The organism is Pseudomonas sp. RG1, assembly GCF_025910115.1.
In the GTDB taxonomy this organism is placed as follows: Bacteria; Pseudomonadota; Gammaproteobacteria; order Pseudomonadales; family Pseudomonadaceae; genus Aquipseudomonas; species Aquipseudomonas atacamensis.
In genome coordinates this window covers 1-3,332 of the sequence record NZ_JAPCIK010000056.1, presented here as the reverse complement: position 1 = coordinate 3,332, position 3,332 = coordinate 1, and the positions used below count along the sequence as shown (strand labels likewise).

Here is a 3,332-nt window from a genome sequence, read left to right as displayed (position 1 = left end):
TAGATCGTTCTTTAAAAATTTGGGTATGTGATAGAAAGATAGACTGAACGTTACTTTCACTGGTAACGGATCAGGCTAAGGTAAAATTTGTGAGTTCTCTTAGTTGAGAAATTCGAATTTTCGGCGAATGTCGTCTTCACAGTATAACCAGATTGCTTGGGGTTATATGGTCAAGTGAAGAAGCGCATACGGTGGATGCCTTGGCAGTCAGAGGCGATGAAAGACGTGGTAGCCTGCGAAAAGCTTCGGGGAGTCGGCAAACAGACTTTGATCCGGAGATGTCTGAATGGGGGAACCCAGCCATCATAAGATGGTTATCTTGTACTGAATACATAGGTGCAAGAGGCGAACCAGGGGAACTGAAACATCTAAGTACCCTGAGGAAAAGAAATCAACCGAGATTCCCTTAGTAGTGGCGAGCGAACGGGGACTAGCCCTTAAGTTGATTTGAGATTAGCGGAACGCTCTGGAAAGTGCGGCCATAGTGGGTGATAGCCCTGTACGCGAAAATCTCTTATCAATGAAATCGAGTAGGACGGAGCACGAGAAACTTTGTCTGAATATGGGGGGACCATCCTCCAAGGCTAAATACTACTGACTGACCGATAGTGAACTAGTACCGTGAGGGAAAGGCGAAAAGAACCCCGGAGAGGGGAGTGAAATAGATCCTGAAACCGTATGCGTACAAGCAGTGGGAGCAGACTTTGTTCTGTGACTGCGTACCTTTTGTATAATGGGTCAGCGACTTATTTTCAGTGGCGAGCTTAACCGAATAGGGGAGGCGTAGCGAAAGCGAGTCTTAATAGGGCGTCTAGTCGCTGGGAATAGACCCGAAACCGGGCGATCTATCCATGGGCAGGTTGAAGGTTAGGTAACACTGACTGGAGGACCGAACCGACTACCGTTGAAAAGTTAGCGGATGACCTGTGGATCGGAGTGAAAGGCTAATCAAGCTCGGAGATAGCTGGTTCTCCTCGAAAGCTATTTAGGTAGCGCCTCATGTATCACTGTAGGGGGTAGAGCACTGTTTCGGCTAGGGGGTCATCCCGACTTACCAAACCGATGCAAACTCCGAATACCTACAAGTGCCGAGCATGGGAGACACACGGCGGGTGCTAACGTCCGTCGTGAAAAGGGAAACAACCCAGACCGTCAGCTAAGGTCCCAAAGTTATGGTTAAGTGGGAAACGATGTGGGAAGGCTTAGACAGCTAGGAGGTTGGCTTAGAAGCAGCCACCCTTTAAAGAAAGCGTAATAGCTCACTAGTCGAGTCGGCCTGCGCGGAAGATGTAACGGGGCTCAAACCATACACCGAAGCTACGGGTATCACCTTCGGGTGATGCGGTAGAGGAGCGTTCTGTAAGCCTGTGAAGGTGAGTTGAGAAGCTTGCTGGAGGTATCAGAAGTGCGAATGCTGACATGAGTAACGACAATGGGTGTGAAAAACACCCACGCCGAAAGACCAAGGTTTCCTGCGCAACGTTAATCGACGCAGGGTTAGTCGGTCCCTAAGGCGAGGCTGAAAAGCGTAGTCGATGGAAAACAGGTTAATATTCCTGTACTTCTGGTTATTGCGATGGAGGGACGGAGAAGGCTAGGCCAGCTTGGCGTTGGTTGTCCAAGTTTAAGGTGGTAGGCTGAGATCTTAGGTAAATCCGGGATCTTAAGGCCGAGAGCTGATGACGAGTTACCCTTTGGGTGACGAAGTGGTTGATGCCATGCTTCCAAGAAAAGCTTCTAAGCTTCAGGTAACCAGGAACCGTACCCCAAACCGACACAGGTGGTTGGGTAGAGAATACCAAGGCGCTTGAGAGAACTCGGGTGAAGGAACTAGGCAAAATGGCACCGTAACTTCGGGAGAAGGTGCGCCGGTGAGGGTGAAGGACTTGCTCCGTAAGCTCATGCCGGTCGAAGATACCAGGCCGCTGCGACTGTTTATTAAAAACACAGCACTCTGCAAACACGAAAGTGGACGTATAGGGTGTGACGCCTGCCCGGTGCCGGAAGGTTAATTGATGGGGTTAGCTAACGCGAAGCTCTTGATCGAAGCCCCGGTAAACGGCGGCCGTAACTATAACGGTCCTAAGGTAGCGAAATTCCTTGTCGGGTAAGTTCCGACCTGCACGAATGGCGTAACGATGGCGGCGCTGTCTCCACCCGAGACTCAGTGAAATTGAAATCGCTGTGAAGATGCAGTGTATCCGCGGCTAGACGGAAAGACCCCGTGAACCTTTACTATAGCTTTGCACTGGACTTTGAATTTGCTTGTGTAGGATAGGTGGGAGGCTTTGAAGCGTGGACGCCAGTTCGCGTGGAGCCATCCTTGAAATACCACCCTGGCAACTTTGAGGTTCTAACTCAGGTCCGTTATCCGGATCGAGGACAGTGTATGGTGGGTAGTTTGACTGGGGCGGTCTCCTCCTAAAGAGTAACGGAGGAGTACGAAGGTGCGCTCAGACCGGTCGGAAATCGGTCGTAGAGTATAAAGGCAAAAGCGCGCTTGACTGCGAGACAGACACGTCGAGCAGGTACGAAAGTAGGTCTTAGTGATCCGGTGGTTCTGTATGGAAGGGCCATCGCTCAACGGATAAAAGGTACTCCGGGGATAACAGGCTGATACCGCCCAAGAGTTCATATCGACGGCGGTGTTTGGCACCTCGATGTCGGCTCATCACATCCTGGGGCTGAAGCCGGTCCCAAGGGTATGGCTGTTCGCCATTTAAAGTGGTACGCGAGCTGGGTTTAGAACGTCGTGAGACAGTTCGGTCCCTATCTGCCGTGGACGTTTGAGATTTGAGAGGGGCTGCTCCTAGTACGAGAGGACCGGAGTGGACGAACCTCTGGTGTTCCGGTTGTCACGCCAGTGGCATTGCCGGGTAGCTATGTTCGGGAAAGATAACCGCTGAAAGCATCTAAGCGGGAAACTTGCCTCAAGATGAGATCTCACTGGAACCTTGAGTTCCCTGAAGGGCCGTCGAAGACTACGACGTTGATAGGTTGGGTGTGTAAGCGCTGTGAGGCGTTGAGCTAACCAATACTAATTGCCCGTGAGGCTTGACCATATAACACCCAAGCAATTTGCTGACCTGAAAAGGCACCAGATTGCGGTGTGTGAAGACGAAACGAACCGAAAGTTCGAAACGCACAAACACCGAAAGCTGTCACATACCCAATTTGCTGAAGCGAGGCCATCTGGTCACGAGTCAGTACCCGAATTTCTTGACGACCATAGAGCGTTGGAACCACCTGATCCCATCCCGAACTCAGCAGTGAAACGATGCATCGCCGATGGTAGTGTGGGGTTTCCCCATGTGAGAGTAGGTCATCGTCAA

Annotated in this window: 2 rRNA genes; both read left to right on the top strand. The window is 51.1% G+C overall.

Annotated elements, in window-relative coordinates:
• Positions 1-168 precede the first annotated feature (168 nt).
• A 23S ribosomal RNA gene (locus tag OK411_RS26980) occupies positions 169-3,062 on the top strand.
• 156 nt (positions 3,063-3,218) lie between these two features.
• A 5S ribosomal RNA gene (gene rrf, locus OK411_RS26975) occupies positions 3,219-3,332 on the top strand; the annotation flags it as partial.